12 protein-coding genes are annotated in these 12,929 nt (G+C 49.9%); 7 read left to right on the forward strand and 5 right to left on the reverse strand.

What is annotated here, in order from left to right; genetic code table 11:
* Positions 1-104: 104 nt before the first annotated feature.
* From FH871_RS12000 to FH871_RS12010, 3 genes are all read left to right on the forward strand, one after another.
* Positions 105-731: a gluconate 2-dehydrogenase subunit 3 family protein gene (locus tag FH871_RS12000; RefSeq protein ID WP_114408942.1), complete on the forward strand. Its 627-nt coding sequence runs from the start codon at positions 105-107 to the stop codon at positions 729-731.
* Between the two features lie 94 nt (positions 732-825).
* On the forward strand, positions 826-1,917 hold the full coding sequence (locus FH871_RS12005; RefSeq protein WP_138991671.1) for a Gfo/Idh/MocA family protein: 1,092 nt from the start codon (positions 826-828) through the stop codon (positions 1,915-1,917).
* Positions 1,918-1,934: 17 nt separating this feature from the next.
* Positions 1,935-3,122, forward strand: coding sequence for a gliding motility-associated C-terminal domain-containing protein (locus FH871_RS12010; RefSeq protein ID WP_138991672.1), 1,188 nt, complete (start codon positions 1,935-1,937; stop codon positions 3,120-3,122).
* Here FH871_RS12010 and FH871_RS12015 read toward each other — a convergent pair.
* The 3 genes from FH871_RS12015 to FH871_RS12025 form a co-directional block, all read right to left on the reverse strand.
* Positions 3,111-3,683 carry a pyridoxamine 5'-phosphate oxidase family protein gene (locus tag FH871_RS12015; protein ID WP_138991673.1) on the reverse strand — a complete coding sequence of 191 codons (573 nt, stop codon included), beginning with the start codon at positions 3,681-3,683 and terminating at the stop codon, positions 3,111-3,113. The two genes, FH871_RS12010 and FH871_RS12015, sit on opposite strands and share 12 nt — an antisense overlap.
* 44 nt (positions 3,684-3,727) lie before the next feature.
* The gene (locus tag FH871_RS12020) at positions 3,728-5,680 is read right to left on the reverse strand and encodes a tetratricopeptide repeat protein (protein ID WP_171062830.1); all 1,953 of its coding nucleotides are present in this window, start codon (positions 5,678-5,680) and stop codon (positions 3,728-3,730) included.
* A gap of 96 nt (positions 5,681-5,776) precedes the next feature.
* Complete coding sequence (locus FH871_RS12025; protein ID WP_138991675.1) at positions 5,777-5,893, reverse strand: 30S ribosomal protein THX; 117 nt, start codon at positions 5,891-5,893, stop codon at positions 5,777-5,779.
* Positions 5,894-6,126: 233 nt separating this feature from the next.
* On the opposite strand from FH871_RS12025, the gene FH871_RS12030 reads away from it, so the two are divergent.
* The 3 genes from FH871_RS12030 to FH871_RS12040 all read left to right on the forward strand — a co-directional run bounded on the left by FH871_RS12030 (position 6,127) and on the right by FH871_RS12040 (position 8,325).
* A complete protein-coding gene (locus tag FH871_RS12030; protein ID WP_138991676.1) occupies positions 6,127-6,915 on the forward strand; it encodes an SRPBCC family protein in 789 nt (262 codons plus the stop codon).
* 196 nt (positions 6,916-7,111) lie between these two features.
* Positions 7,112-7,939: a sterol desaturase family protein gene (locus FH871_RS12035; protein ID WP_138991677.1), complete on the forward strand. Its 828-nt coding sequence runs from the start codon at positions 7,112-7,114 to the stop codon at positions 7,937-7,939.
* Positions 7,940-8,028: 89 nt separating this feature from the next.
* Positions 8,029-8,325, forward strand: coding sequence for a TIGR03643 family protein (locus FH871_RS12040; RefSeq protein ID WP_138991678.1), 297 nt, complete (start codon positions 8,029-8,031; stop codon positions 8,323-8,325).
* A gap of 80 nt (positions 8,326-8,405) precedes the next feature.
* On the opposite strand, the gene FH871_RS12045 is transcribed toward FH871_RS12040, so the two are convergent.
* Together FH871_RS12045 and FH871_RS12050 are read right to left on the reverse strand one after the other, a co-directional pair.
* Positions 8,406-9,116, reverse strand: coding sequence for a LytTR family DNA-binding domain-containing protein (locus FH871_RS12045; RefSeq protein WP_138991679.1), 711 nt, complete (start codon positions 9,114-9,116; stop codon positions 8,406-8,408).
* A complete protein-coding gene (locus tag FH871_RS12050; RefSeq protein WP_138991680.1) occupies positions 9,113-10,150 on the reverse strand; it encodes a sensor histidine kinase in 1,038 nt (345 codons plus the stop codon). The genes FH871_RS12045 and FH871_RS12050 overlap by 4 nt, the downstream gene beginning before the upstream one ends.
* A gap of 250 nt (positions 10,151-10,400) precedes the next feature.
* On the opposite strand from FH871_RS12050, the gene FH871_RS12055 reads away from it, so the two are divergent.
* The gene (locus tag FH871_RS12055) at positions 10,401-12,842 is read left to right on the forward strand and encodes an outer membrane beta-barrel family protein (protein WP_138991681.1); all 2,442 of its coding nucleotides are present in this window, start codon (positions 10,401-10,403) and stop codon (positions 12,840-12,842) included.
* Positions 12,843-12,929: the final 87 nt, after the last annotated feature.

Below are 12,929 nucleotides of genomic sequence, written 5' to 3' on the forward strand. Positions count from 1 at the left end.
TAGTCGGTTTACGGTTTTCAGTTTACGGTTGGCTGACGCACACACGAAATGAATGCGTCAGCCAACCGTAAACTGAAAACCGTAAACCGTAAACCCGCATAAATATGAAACGTAGAGATTCTCTCAAAGCCATAACCCTCAGCAGCCTTGGATTTGCCGGTTTGAACCCGCAGATTTCCGCTGCTGAATCCATCATGCCCCCCGATGTCAAACCGGTGAAAATCCCCGGTGGTCGTCAGAAATTTGAAGCGGAGCGCGATGCCAAACTGAATGCCGACAAGTTTTTCACGCCCCACGAACTGAAAACCGTCACGGTACTGGGCGACATCATCATTCCGGCCGATGCCAAATCCGGTAGTGCGTCACAGGCCGGAACCCCGGCGTTCATCGAGTTTATGATGAAAGACCAGCCGCAGTGGCAGACGCCGATGCGCGGTGGGCTTCGCTGGCTCGACAACGTCTGTACGAAGCGGTTTGGCAAGAAATTTGCCGATTGCCTCAAAGCCCAGCAAATCGAAATCGTGGACGAAATCGCCTACCCAGGCAAAGCCAAGCCGGAAATGTCGCAGGGTGTCGCGTTTTTCAACATGATGCGCGGGTTTGTGGCGACCGGTTTTTTCACCAGCCAAATGGGCATCAAAGACCTCGGCTACGTCGGCAACACCCCCAACCAGTGGGAAGGCGTTCCGGCCGATGTGTTGAAGCAGTATAATTTAAGCTACGACGAATAAATGATGAATGATGGACGATGAATGAGGGATGGGCTGGCGCAATTTCCAAACCGATTTCATTCATCGTCCATCATTCATAACTCATCATTCCCTTATGGCTACTCGACGGATTTTTCTGCAACAAACCGGTCTCATTGCTTCTTCACTGGCGTTCACGCCATTGACCATTGCGCAGTCGCCCAAAAAAGACCGCCTGGGTGTAGCTCTGGTGGGCCTGGGCTATTACAGCACGGACCTGATCGCGCCGGCCTTGCAACTGACCAAAAATTGTTACCTGGCCGGTATTGTCACCGGAACGCCTTCGAAAGCCGAGACCTGGGCGAAGAAGTACAACATTCCCGAAAAGAATGTGTACAACTACCAGAACTTCGACCAGATTGCGGACAACCCCGACATCGATGTGGTGTACGTGATTTTGCCCCCGTCTATGCACCGCGAGTATGTGATCCGGGCGGCCAAGGCGGGTAAACACGTCTGGGTGGAAAAACCGATGGCCATGACGGAGAAGGAGTGCCAGGACATGATCAACGCCTGTAAGCAGAACAAACGCTCGCTGGCCGTCGGCTATCGGCTGCAACACGAACCGAACACGCAGGAATACATCAAGTTTTTGCGTGACGGCAAAATCGGCAAGATCAAAATGGTGAGTTGCTCGGCGGGGTACAACGACAACCGCACCACCCACTGGAAGCAGAAAAAGGAAATGGGCGGGGGCGTCATGTATGACATGGGCGTTTACGTGTTGCAGGGCGCGCGGCTGGCAACGGGTGAAGAACCGATTTCGGTTACCGCCCAGCAGTATACGACCCGGCCCGAAATCTACAAAAACGGACTGGACGAGACGACAATGGCCCAACTCGTGTTTCCGAGCGGGGCGCGGGCGGCTGTTCAGACCAGTTTCGGGATCAACATGAATTTCCTGCATGTGACCGGTGAAAAAGGGTTTCTGAAAATGGAACCGTATTCGGCCTACAACGGTCAGACGGGCGAAGCATCGGGTGGGGTGAAAATCAAGCATCCCTACGACGTTCCCCGCCAGCAGGCCATGCAGATGGACGACGATGCTGACGCCATCATGAACAACAAACCGTTGATAGCCCCCGGCGAAGAAGGACTGCGTGACATCCGAATTGTGGAAGCGATTTATCGGGCGGCCAAATCCGGCCAATCGGTGAAGTTGACCTAGTGTAAACTACCCGACCGATGAATCTCGCAAAAGCCGTAACGCATCGTTCCGGGATTCTCTACCTTGTATTCTTTCTTTTCATTTCCCGCTTTTGCCTCGCCCAGCCGGATCAGTGTACACCCACAGCCGGTCAGTTTACGGGTGCGCTTCAAATTAGCCCCGGTATCGGTTGCCTGCCTTTGAAAATCAAGGCCACGAGCGGCCTCCGAAATGTGACGAACGTTCGGTATGTGTATGATTATCAGGGAGGGGCGGTGAAAGATTCGGAGCTGATCCGGGACTCGGTTTTTACGTATCAAAAGCCCGGACTATTCCGGGTTCTGCAATATTCGGAACAGGACGGACGCCAGCTTCGGGCGTGCGCCATCGTTCAGGTATATGACACGCTGCCGCCCGAACTGGTGCTGACGGGCTGTCAAACGCGGGTGATGGTCACCATTCCGAAGTCGGCGGAATACCAATATGACTGGTACCGGGTCGATTGGGGCGATGGCACCCAGGAGCAGCTCGGTGGTGTTTCTCCCGTGGGCGTTCATACTTACGCCGATGATAAGCAACGATTTATTTCTGTTCGCGGGGTACATCTTTACGGCAATTGTGGCGGCACAACCCGGGTTTTTTTCCGGCCCGATACGAAAGCGATCACCCCCGTCATCGATCAGGTGCGGGCCGTTGGGCCCCAATCAATCGATCTGACCATCAGCAATCCCGGCGGAAACCGCTACCGGATTGAACAGCGGTCGCCCGGCGGTACGTACGTCCAAACCAGCCAACGTTCTGACGCAGTGAATGCAACGGTCAGGCTGGAAGCGGATACCACGGTGGCGGTTTGTTTTCGACTCATTCTCGCGGATACCTGTTTACAGGCTGCGCCTTCTGCCGAGGTGTGTTATACGCCCCCCAAACCACCCGAACCCGCACCGGTTTCCGACTCGACGGTTTTTATGCCCGACGCTTTCAGTCCCAACGCCGACGGCATCAACGATCACTGGCAGCTTCAGGGGCTATTAAGCGGAAAGGCAACGCTGACGATTTTCAATCGCTGGGGCGAGGTGGTTTTTTCGACGGAAGATGCCCTGACCGGTTGGGATGGTAAGCAACAGGGAAAAACCGTTCCGCCGGGAACCTACTCGTACCGGCTGGATCAGGAAAAACCGGATGGCAGGCGGTTGCAAAAAAGGGGCGTCGTGGTATTAGTGCCGTAATGATTCTATTCTTTCCAGACCAATGCTCGTTGGCAACCCGTCGAGACTCGTCAGATTTTTTTCGGTAACGTAGTCCTCAAGCCCTTTTTTGCCGGTTTTTTCAGCCCACTCAAAGTGGATATCACGCTCGCCAACGTAATCGAACAATGGTACGCCAAACCCGCAGGAGGTTTGCACCAGGTCGATGTCGGCCAAAATAAGCTGCCGGGTACTCGGATAAATTGTGAAATTCGGTGCATACATGGCCCATTCGTCCGAACCGGGCAAAACCGTTCGCCCTTTGCCATACAGCCGCAAAATCAGGGGCGGGCCTTCAAACGAGCAGAACATGATCGTGATGCGGCCATTTTCCAGCGTGTGGGCGGAGGTTTCGTTGCCGCTGCTGATCAGGTCCATGTAGCCCACCTGGTTGTCCGACAAAACCCGGAAACAGTCCAGTCCTTTGGGCGAGAGATTGACGCGCCCATCGGCACGCAGCGGGGCGGTGCTAACGAAAAAAATATGTTGTTTTTTGATGAAAGTCTGGTGGGGAGACTTGATGGCATCGTGAAATTTACCCATGTAAGTTACTGAAAATGGTGGAGCGTAAATATACCAAAAAACAGCTACTGCCCCGCCTGTTCCAACTGCCGGAGGTTATTCTTCGCTTCTTCATAATCCGGTTTTAGCGCCACCGCCCGGCGTATGTCGGCTAAAGCTCCGGCGCGGTCGCCGAGGTAAAACCGGTCGACACCCCGGTTGTGGAGGGCCGTCGGATCATTGGGTTTGTAGCGCAGATATCGTTCGTAATCAGCCAGGGATTCTTTGTAGTATTTGAGTTGCAGGTACGTAAAACCGCGTGCCGTCAGCACCACCGAATCTTTGCCGGGTGCCAGCGCCAGGGCTTTGTTGAAGTCACGCAGGGCGTCCTGGAAACGGCTGGTTTTGTTGTAGGTTAACCCCCGGTTATAATACACATCGCTCTTGGTCGAATCCATTCGGATGGCCTGGTTATACATTTCCAGCGCCTTCGGAAAGTCATTTTTCAGTCCGTAGGCATTGCCCAGTCCTTCGAAGCAATGATAGCGGTTGGTGCCATTCTCCACGGCGGTTTTGAATTGCTGCATGGCTTCGTCGATGCGGTTATTTTTGCCATAATAATCACCCAACCCTTCGCGCATCTGATCGTTGTCGGGGTAGTATTGTAGCGCATGGAGCCAGAGCGTTTCGGTGTTTTTCCAGACTTTTACCTGTTGAATAGTTCGGTAAAAACACAAGGCGGTAAAGACACTTAAACCGATGGTGGCCAATCGAAACCGGGAAGGCGATTCGCCCGTCAGAAAATATAAACCGTAGACAATCAGGAAGATCAAGCCAAAGTAGGAGAGGTAGCTGTACCGGTCGGCCATGAGGGCGGCTCCAACGGTCATGAATTGCAATACCAGGAAAATAGTGATCAGGAAAAAACCGATACCGAAAACCACCAGCCGCTGCCGTTCGGTTTTGGCGGTCAGCAACTGCCAGACAGCGTAGCCAACCACCAGCAAAAAAGCTACCGGTCCCAGCCAATGTTGCGGCTCGATGTTCCGGACGTTTTCGGGATAGGGGTAAAATGCCGACAGACGGAAGGGGGCAATGAGTTTGATCAGGTACATCAGAAAACCGTAGCTGCCGTACACCAGCCAGCGGGCGGCAAAGGGTTCCTGCCCGACGGCGTCTTTTTTCTCCGCAATCCGGAGTAGCCAGCCGTGAAAATCGCCCCCGGCCTGCACGTTGGTTGCCACCAGGCCTACGAAAACCGCTACCAGCAGAAACGGTAATTTTTCGAATAGAACGGCCGGTTGAAAAGTTTTTTTGAGGTCCTGATCTCCCGCTTTCCAATAGTCGATCAAAAGCAAAACAAATGGCAGCACGACGGCCATCGCTTTTGCCATACATGATGCTACAAACAAAAAAAAGGTGAAAAATAACCAGATCGTTGCCCCTGATTTCCGGTAGCGAAGGTAGGTCAGACAGGCTGAGAGGAAGAAAAAGGTGTAGAGGACATCCTTTCGTTCCGAAACCCAGATGACCGACTCGACGTGCATGGGGTGCAGCCCCCATACTGCGGCCACGAATAGCGCAACCCACTGATTTCTATGGGTTAATTGATACGAAAAAAGGAAAATCAGCAGCGTGTTGAGAAGATGGATTGCGGTGTTGGTAACAATAAATGAGGTGGATTCCGGGCCGAATAAAGCTGAATTGGCGGCCAGTGACAGCATCGTTAACGGATGGTAATTTAGTGCAACCACCGACTTTAGCAACATGCGGACGTGACCGGCGGTGGGTTCCAGAACGTACGGATTTCCGAAAACATATTCCGAATCATCCCAGTCTACAAACCCGTTGCTGAACCCGAAAACGTAAGCGACAAGCACGGTCAGAAGCAGCAAAGGGAGCCAGAGGTTGGTTTGTATGCCCTGGTTCGCCAGCACGGGCGGTGCTGTCTGAGTCGGTTTTAGGGAGGGAGAAGCGGCAGGGTGCGTCTGTGGACGCGACGGGTTAGTCCTTGGTCCGGTCGGTTTATTTTTGGCCATGGCAGGAGGCAGAGTTCGGATGAATTGCCGCAAAAGGTATACCATAAAAAAGCCCCGCCAGTCCAAAGGCGGGGCTTTTTTGTGAAAAATAGGTAGTTATTCCTTAACAACTTTGTCTATTTTCCCTCGTTGATCCTTCAGTTTGGGGCGTGTTACGCCGTATGAACCGCGCCAGATTTTACCACGCTTGGTTTTAACATCTCCTTTTCCCATGTTCAAAAATTTACGTGTACAGACTTAAGAGATTATGATTGACGATGTTCGTCAACAAGAAACCATAGTTAATCATTTAATCGCAATAATCAAAGTACCGGGGGCTTGAATTCCATCCATTTGGTCACCAACTGTGGTTTCTATTCAGAAGAAGTTTGCCAGTACCGAAAATTTCCAAACATCTGTACCGGAATCGGGTTATTCTGCAAACTAGAACGCAAAAAAAGAAAGGTATGACGAATACAGGAACACCGGTTTCGGGGCAGTCCGGAATCGAACCGGTTGTAAGCGGATCGAGCCGAATCAATGTCGGAGAAGAAGAGCGGGTTTGGTCGACTGCCGGAGGAGCTTTGCTCGTAGCCTTTGGCCTGAAAGGGGGCTCGTTAAGCGGACTTCTGCTGGCAGCCGCGGGCGGTTATTTGGCCTACCGGGGTTTGTCGGGTCATTGTCCTGTGAGTGAGGCTGTGGGTCGAAATACGGCGCAGGGTGAAGCAACGGCGGTGAAACCCATCGAAATTTCGGCCGGCATGACCATTTACAAGCCCCGTGAAGAGGTATATCAATTCTGGCGGAAACTGGAGAATTTGCCCCGGTTTATGTCCCACCTGAAAGAAGTACGTCAACTGGATTCGACGCATTCCCACTGGATTGCCCAAGCTTCGTCGTCTGGAGGAGCCGTGGCCGAAGCCATTGGAACCTTGGAATGGGATGCGCAGCTTATCCACGAAACACCCAACGAGCGACTGGTCTGGAAGTCGGTAGAAGGTGCCCGGGTCGACAACGCGGGCGAGGTGCGGTTTCGGGATTCGGCAGACGGTTTTGGAACCGAAATTCTGGCCACGATCCACTACCGGCCACCGGTGGGTCAGATCGGCAGTGCGCTCATGAAGCTCTTCAATCCGACGTTTTCGCACATGATCGAAAAAGACCTGTACCGGTTTAAGGAAATCATGGAAAAAGATGATGTCGAAGCCGCGCTGAATCAGCCGAGCGAATTACCATCGGGAAGCGCACAACTTTGATAGGCGTTTATTCAATAAAGAATAACGAACACTGAATGTTGAATAGTGAATAACGAAGTGAGTGCCGAGATCCAGCGCACTCACTTCGTTATTCGCTATTCAATATTCAGTGTTCGTTATTTATTTTTTCATCTTTCAATAGGGGGAAGGCTTCAATTGACTGTCATAGGGTCGAACAGTAAATAACAACGACCTGATGGACTTGCAACAACTGGAGCACGAACTGCTCCCCCTGACAGCCTATGCCGCTCCGGTGGTGTTTGGCTCCGTACTGATCGAGTTCTGGCTGACCCGCCACGACGAGGAACACCGATATCAAAGCCGTGATTTCTGGTCGTCGGTGGGCATTGGGGCCGGAAGTCTGCTGATCAATGCCATTCTGAAAACCAGTGTTTTCGGGATGGCATTGTTTTTCTATCACCTCACGCCCTGGCGGCTCGAAACCCGGTGGTGGACCTGGCTGCTGGCCTACGCGCTGATCGATTTCTGCAATTACCTGGCGCACTGGATTGCCCACAAACAGCGCGTTTGGTGGGCTACCCACGTCACGCACCATTCGTCCGAGCACCTGAATTTCTCGACGGCTTTCCGCAATTCGTGGACCCAGCATTTGAAATTGGTGTTCTTTATACCGGCCTGGTTGTCAGGCATTAATCCGGTAGTCATCCTGACCTGCTACCAGATCGATTTGTTGTACCAATTCTGGATTCATACCGAAATGATCGGCAAATTGCCACGCTGGTTTGAATTTTTCTTCGTGACGCCTTCCCATCACCGGGTCCACCACGGCAGCAACGACCGCTACCTCGACAAGAATTTTGGTTCATCGCTCATTATCTGGGATCGGCTGTTCGGCACCTTTCAGGAAGAGGACGAAGCACCGGTCTACGGCCTGACCAAACCAGTGGAGTCGTATAATCCGGTGTATCTGAACTTCCACGTCTGGGTTGAGATTGGCCGCGACCTGCGAAAGGCGAAATCTGCCCGCGAGGTGTTCAACATTCTTTTTGGCCCCCCGGTTTAAGGTCAGGCTTCAAACACGCGTTCAACGCATTTGTTTTTGCCTGGGACAGTGCGGGGGAATTATGTGAAAGCCGGGTTCGTTGTGACGGTATGAAACGTTCCAAAGCGGCACTTGAACTTAGAGAAACAGACCTGGACCGCATTGTCGAAATGGCTTGGGAAGACCGCACCCCCTTTGACGCCATCGAAGCTCAGTTTGGGTTGTCGGAACAGGAAGTGATCGACCTCATGCGCCGGCAACTGAAACCGGCCTCGTGGCGAAAGTGGCGCGAGAGGGTTCAGGGTCGGGCTACCAAACACGCGGCTTTGTCGGCGGTGGAAGATGCCCGGTTTAAATCGAACCAGCAACGGACGGTGACCCACAACCGGATTTCCAAGCGATTCTAAACCCCTTTTTGTATTTTGTTTTACCGGGTACCGGACCCACTTGCTATCCAGCTTTTGTGTTGATGGAGAATAAAGCTGCGTTACAATCCCAGCGATTTCAAAAAAACGTCCCGGTAATTACTGCCGATTGGAATTTCATTTTTGCCAATAAACACCCGGTTTCCTTCGATGTGCGTGATCTTCGATTTATTGACAAGGAAGGAGCGATGGACTCGCAGAAACTGGGATTTGGGTAGCAATTCTTCGAAGCTGGAAAAGGTCATGCCGGGCAGAATTGTGTATTGCGTCGTTATAATTTTGGTGTAATTGCCGCTGGCTTCCGCGTATAACAAATCTGAATAGAAGATTTTGTAAATTTTTCCGTCGGTTTTTATGAAGAGATAATCTTCTGTGTTTTTCTCCGTAATTTCTTGAGTAATTACAGGGTTAGGCTGTAATCGTTCCAGCGCTTTGTCTACGGCAACAATGAACCTTTCCAGCGAGAACGGTTTTAATAAATAATCGATGGCCGACAAATCGAAGGCATCCACCGCATATTCTTTGTAGGCTGTTGTGAAGATAACCTGCGGTTGATTCCTGAGTGTTTTTAGAAAAGAAATCCCATTCAAAACTGGCATATTGATGTCCAGAAAGAGAATATCAATGGGCTGTTTTTGAAGTTCGGCTTTGGCTTCCAGCGCATTGCTGCAGGACGCTACGACTTTTAAATTCGGGAAATGACCGCAGTACGTCTGGATAATTTCCCGGGCAATGGGTTCGTCATCCACGATTAAACATCGGATTGGGTTCATTTTACTTTCAGTTGCAACATGACCTGGTAAAAACCGTCTTCGTCCTGTATGGTGAGTTCGTAGACGTTTGAGTACAGCAAATCAAGTCTTTTCTTCACATTCGCCAACCCCAAACCGCTGTTTTTTTCCAGAAAACCGCCCTCACCAGACGTTTCACCGTGTGAATTCTTTACGGAAAATAGAAGAAAATTTCCCCAGGTTTTCAGGTGAATATCAATCGAAATATACGGTTCTGTCGTGTTTTTGGAATGCTTGAAGGCATTTTCGATAAAAACAATGAGCAACATGGGCGCAATTTTTATATCGGCATAGGACAGATCTTCCATCGTAGTCGTGAGTGTAAGCCGGTCGCCAATGCGTATTTTCTCGAAATCGATGTAATTGTTGATGTAGGCCAGTTCGTCCCGCAAGGGCACAAACAATTCCTTGGCATCATACACCGAATACCGGAGTAAATCAGAAAGCTTTAACAACAAAGTTGGAATTTTCTCGTGTTGGGAAATCGAAATGCCGTATAAATTATTCAGGGTATTAAATAGAAAATGGGGGCTTAACTGGGACTGAAGCAGATGTAATTCGCTTTGGCTCTGTTCAGCCACGGCTTTCGATTCCTGAAGCTGATTTTCAACAGTTATTCGCCCCAGTTTAATGAGCATCCCAATGGCAATACTCATCAGGAAAAGTGGCAGATAAAACAAGATTAAATTGAGGAAAATCCGGTTTTCTTTGAGCGGAAAATCGGCGTGAAAAAAAATCCAGCAAATGCAGAGAAGGCTGAAAAGTGATAAGCCAATAAAAAGGCGGAGTGGTATTTTTTTTGATACCCACACCAACGAAAGGTACCGACCGGTGTAAATGCCTCCCAAAAAGAACGCGGTGGCGGCAAAAGCAGCTTCTTCATCATCCCGCGTCACGATGGATTGGGTATACAAATTACTCGCGAGGTAGATTGGTATGGCTGCAATGATGCTAAAAACCAGGTGTTTTTGAAGCCCTGTTAGTCCCGCAAAGTCCGCATTCTCTCCTTTTTTCATATTTGTTGCAACCGCATGGGCTGGTTTGAATTCCAAAGCTGACCAAAATTTTCCACTCCGGTAAACATCCCGGATGAACTCGGAAAAAACGCTGACGGAAACCGTGTAGAGCTGCACCAGGTGTTTTAACCCCTCAAATCCGCATTCTGTCAGCCGGTCAGTGCGGTATGGCCTGATTTATTGACGACGGTCGTCGCACCATTCATATTTGCTCGGCAAGTAGGACAATTGCCGTTAGAACGACCAAACTATGAAGTCATTTTTTTTCATCAGCTTTCTGCTTATTGCCTTTTCAGCGTTGGCTCAGGTAACTCCTAAAACCATTCGCGGAGTCGTTAAAGATTCGCAAAATGAAACCGTACCGGGCGCGACCGTGCGTTTGTTAAGCGCTTCGGACTCGACCCTGGTGCAGGGTGAAATCACCAACGGAAATGGCAAATTTGAGCTTAAAAACCTGACTACCAACCGGTATTTTCTGCGTGTGTCAAGTGTTGGCTGCAACGATTACCGGAGTGGCCCCCTGACCATCGACGACCAGCACCCGGAGGTTTCGTTGCCGGTAATTATTTTAATGCCCTCAAAAACAATGCTGAACGAAGTGGTCGTAGTAGCCAAACGACCCTTGATTGAACAGGAGATTGACAAAACCGTCGTGAATGTGGATGCGATGGTGAGCAGTGTCGGCAGCAACACGCTGGAAGTGCTCGAAAAAACGCCCGGCGTCACGGTCGGCACCGATGGCGAAATTAGCCTGAACGGAAAAGCAGGTGTGCTGGTTTTGATCGACGGTCGGCCGACCTACCTGTCGGGGCCGGATTTAGCATCGTATCTGAAATCATTGCCTGGCGGTTCGCTGGATAAAATTGAACTGATGACCAACCCGCCCGCTAAATACGATGCGGCTGGCACGAGCATCATTAACATTCGTTTGAAAAAAAACCGGGTGCAGGGCATTGTCGGGGATATTTCCGCCAGTTACAGCCAGGGCGTGACGGCACGAACCAATAATGTGATCAACGTCAATTTCAACCGCAAAAAGATGAATCTGTTTGGTAGTTTAGGGTATAGCCGGGATGCCGATTACGCAGATGATTCGTATAACCGAACCTTTTACAATGAGAATTCATCCATTAACTCCTCGGTCGCTTTACGGAATAACCTTACGTATAAAGTTCCCGGAATCACGACCAGACTGGGCATGGATTATGCCGTTTCGTCCAGAACAACCTACGGGTTTGTTGTTAATTATCTGAATCGTTCCAAGCAGGAAAGGCTCAATTATTTCAGTAAAAACAGTGGAGCCGATTCTGTTTTAGACTCGCTGAGAAAGGGGGATACCGAGGGTAATTTTAACTGGCGTAATGTGGGCGTAAATGGGAATTTTCAGCATAAATTCAACCCGGAGGGACGGGAACTCACGGCCGATGTCAACTACATTACCCACCTGACAACGGGCGAACAACGGCTCACTACGATGATCAGCAGTGCCGACGAATTGTTTATAAACCGCAGGGACTTTCTGTATAATCTGCCCTCTGAAATCGCCATTTATACAGCTAAAGCTGATTACGTGCATCCCTTAAAAAATAAGGCTGTTGTAGAAGCTGGATTTAAATCCAGTTTTGTAACCAACGATACGGATTCCCGTTACTATTCCGTTTCAGACACTACCCAAACGCCGGATTATGGCAAATCAAACCATTTCATCTACCGGGAAGCCATCCAGGCGGCTTACCTCAACAGCCGTAAAACGTGGAAACGGATGGACGCCCAACTCGGTTTTCGACTGGAAAATACGCTGGTAAATGGCCGTCAGATGGGAAATGCAGAAGTAAAAGAAACCGCATTTGATATACAATACATGCGCCTGTTTCCAACGGCATTTTTACGGTATAAGCTGGATAGTCTGGGTAATAATGCCCTGACCGTGAGCATAGCCCGTCGTATCAATCGCCCGAATTACCAACTGCTAAATCCGTTTTTATTTTACCGGGATGCCTATTCCTATATCTCCGGAAATCCGTTGTTGAAACCGCAATACCATTTTCAATATGAGGTAAAATACCAGCATAAAAATAACTTCGGCATTGCGTTGCAATACAATTATTTTACCGATGTGATTTTCCAGACGACACAAGCCATTGATGGCATTTTTATTACCAGTCCAAACAACGTGGCCAGTGGTCGTATTCTGGCAATGGCAACCAATCTGACCCAATCACTCACAAAATGGTGGACTTTAAATGCCAACTTAACCATTTCCCACATGGCATTAAATGGCGTGGCTTATTCTGAAAAACTTAACCCCGCAATCTACCAAGCCAGAATGAATCTCGTCAATCAATTAAAATTTGATAAGGGCTGGAATGGCGAGATAACCGGTTTTTTTGTCACCAAAGATCTGAATGGACAAAGGATAACGGATCCGCGTTATCGGATCAATCTGGCGGTGCAAAAGAAAGTGTTAAAAGACAAGGGAAGTGTTCGATTGTTAGCAGAAGATCTGTTTCATTCGTGGAAACTAAAAGACCGAACCGTTAGTCTGAAACAGGCCGATGCGTTTCATACCCAGGCCACCGATACGCGTCGGGTTGGAGTGGCCTTTTCGTACCGCTTTGGCAAGGATACCTTCGCCCGGAAACGTCGGCACAATGACAATGCCGCCGATGCAGAGAAAGGAAGAGTGGATTGAGGGGTACGGTATACGGTTGCTGACGCATTCATCAATAACGAATATTGAATATCGAATAACAAATGTAGAATGCGTCAGCAACCGTAA

It is taken from the genome of Larkinella sp. C7 (assembly GCF_006149005.1).
GTDB lineage: Bacteria > Bacteroidota > Bacteroidia > Cytophagales > Spirosomataceae > Larkinella.

Bases quoted from the DNA above. Each gene is read 5' to 3' on its own strand.
- FH871_RS12030 (WP_138991676.1), top strand. From the start codon at position 6,127: ATGACGAATACAGGAACACCGGTTTCGGGGCAGTCCGGAATCGAACCG.
- FH871_RS12000 (WP_114408942.1), top strand. From the start codon at position 105: ATGAAACGTAGAGATTCTCTCAAAGCCATAACCCTCAGCAGCCTTGGA.
- FH871_RS12040 (WP_138991678.1), top strand. From the start codon at position 8,029: ATGAAACGTTCCAAAGCGGCACTTGAACTTAGAGAAACAGACCTGGAC.
- FH871_RS12045 (WP_138991679.1), bottom strand. From the start codon at position 9,116: ATGAACCCAATCCGATGTTTAATCGTGGATGACGAACCCATTGCCCGG.
- FH871_RS12025 (WP_138991675.1), bottom strand. From the start codon at position 5,893: ATGGGAAAAGGAGATGTTAAAACCAAGCGTGGTAAAATCTGGCGCGGT.
- FH871_RS12055 (WP_138991681.1), top strand. From the start codon at position 10,401: ATGAAGTCATTTTTTTTCATCAGCTTTCTGCTTATTGCCTTTTCAGCG.
- FH871_RS12020 (WP_171062830.1), bottom strand. From the start codon at position 5,680: ATGGCCAAAAATAAACCGACCGGACCAAGGACTAACCCGTCGCGTCCA.
- FH871_RS12005 (WP_138991671.1), top strand. From the start codon at position 826: ATGGCTACTCGACGGATTTTTCTGCAACAAACCGGTCTCATTGCTTCT.
- FH871_RS12015 (WP_138991673.1), bottom strand. From the start codon at position 3,683: ATGGGTAAATTTCACGATGCCATCAAGTCTCCCCACCAGACTTTCATC.
- FH871_RS12035 (WP_138991677.1), top strand. From the start codon at position 7,112: ATGGACTTGCAACAACTGGAGCACGAACTGCTCCCCCTGACAGCCTAT.
- FH871_RS12050 (WP_138991680.1), bottom strand. From the start codon at position 10,150: ATGAAAAAAGGAGAGAATGCGGACTTTGCGGGACTAACAGGGCTTCAA.
- FH871_RS12010 (WP_138991672.1), top strand. From the start codon at position 1,935: ATGAATCTCGCAAAAGCCGTAACGCATCGTTCCGGGATTCTCTACCTT.